Source organism: Kitasatospora sp. NPDC007106 (genome assembly GCF_040634455.1).
GTDB classification, from domain to species: Bacteria; Actinomycetota; Actinomycetes; order Streptomycetales; family Streptomycetaceae; genus Kitasatospora; species Kitasatospora arboriphila.
Genome location: NZ_JBEYFP010001166.1, coordinates 1 through 1,550, shown reverse-complemented (window position 1 = coordinate 1,550; position 1,550 = coordinate 1). Strand labels below are relative to the sequence as shown.

The window sequence follows — 1,550 nt, the reverse complement described above, 5'->3', positions numbered from 1 at the left end:
TACTGCAGGGGGGACCCTGTGGGAGAGTAGGACGCCGCCGAACAATTCTTCTGAGAAGCCCCGCCCGGGGACACCGGGCGGGGCTTCTCGCATTTCCGGGTTCGGCACGGCCGGTGTGCGACGGCGACGTAGGGTCGCCCTATGGAGACCACCACGACGCCGCCCTCCGGCGAGAGCATCCGTGTCATGTCCGAGCTGACCGCCGAGGATCTCTTCCTTGCGAAGTCCGTGCTGACGGCGGCCTCCGTCGACGACGGCCGGGAGGCGGTCTCGGAGGCGGGCCGGCTGCGGCTCCGGGTGGGCGCGGGTCGTCCGGGCGTGCGGCACCTGCTGCAGACGCTGAACGGCCGTCCGGCGGGATACGCGCAGCTGGAGGTCGCCGGCGACGGGAGTTCGGCGACGGCTGAGCTGGCCGTCCACCCTGAGCTGCGGCGCCGCGGACTCGGCGGCCGGCTGGCCGAGGCGGTCCTCGCGGAGCTCGCACCGGCCAAGGCGGTGGACTGCTGGGCGCACGGGGGCCACCCCGGTGCGGCCCGGCTGGCGGAGCGGTTCGACGGCGAGCTCGTCCGGGAGCTGCGGCAGATGCGCCGGCCCGCCGGGCAGGAGGTGCCCGAGCCGGTGCTCCCGGAGGGGGTGGAGCTCCGGACCTTCCGTCCGGGCGAGGACGACCGGGCCTGGCTGGCGCTGAACGCGCTGGCCTTCGCGCACCACCCCGAGCAGGGCGCCTGGACGGAGGCGGACCTCGCGGACCGGCTCGCCGAGCCCTGGTTCGACCCGGCCGGCTTCTTCCTCGCCGTCCGTGACGGCGAGCCGGTCGGCTTCCACTGGACGAAGGTGCACCCCGACGGCCTGGGCGAGGTGTACGTGGTCGGTGTGGCCCCGGGCGAGCAGGGCAGCGGCCTCGGCCGGGCGCTCACCGCGGCGGGCCTGCGGCACCTGATCCGGGACCGCGGGGTGCCGGCCGTCCTTCTTTATGTGGACGCTGACAATCCGGCGGCGGTGCGGGTATATGAACGGTTGGGCTTCACCGTCCACGAGGTGGACCTGATGTACCGCGTCCAGGAGGCCGGCCCGGCCGGTGGTTCCGGCCCACAGGGGTGACCGACTCAGCTTTCCTCCTGGCCATCCGGTGTTTACCGTGGATTCAATTGACGCCGCGAAGATCACAGGATGACGCCCGTAGTGCCTCGTCCGCGCTCCGCCCGCCGACCGGCTCGGCTCCGCCCGGCCGCTCCCGGCGGGTGGGCACTGGAGTGGCGGGACGAGGACGCTGCGTACGCCACACACACGTACGCCGCCGCGAACACGGCTGACGACCGCGGTACGTGCGCCCGGGACTTCGCCCTGCATGAGGAGCTGGCACCGATGACCATCCCTGGCCCCGTCTCCGCCTCGTCCGGTGCGGCCCCCGGCCCCGCCTCCGGTGCGGGCTCCAAGCAGGCAGCCAAGCAGGCGTCCAAGAGCCGTGCCCGCGTCCCCAAGGCGGCCGGCAGGTCCACGGCGGCGGGCGAGACCCGTCCGCGGACCGCCGCGGCCCGGGCGGCCGCGGC

1 protein-coding gene and 1 pseudogene are annotated in these 1,550 nt (G+C 74.3%); both read left to right on the top strand.

Translation table 11 applies throughout. From position 1 onward, the window contains the following. The first annotated feature begins 186 nt into the window (after positions 1-186). Complete coding sequence (gene mshD / locus ABZ641_RS36795; protein WP_344622618.1) at positions 187-1,101, top strand: mycothiol synthase; 915 nt, start codon at positions 187-189, stop codon at positions 1,099-1,101. A 264-nt stretch (positions 1,102-1,365) separates the two neighbouring features. Continuing rightward, positions 1,366-1,550, top strand: a pseudogene (locus ABZ641_RS36790) (hypothetical protein); the annotation flags it as partial.

Coding starts and splice junctions, on each gene's coding strand:
- mshD (WP_344622618.1), top strand. CDS start 187: ATGTCCGAGCTGACCGCCGAGGATCTCTTCCTTGCGAAGTCCGTGCTG.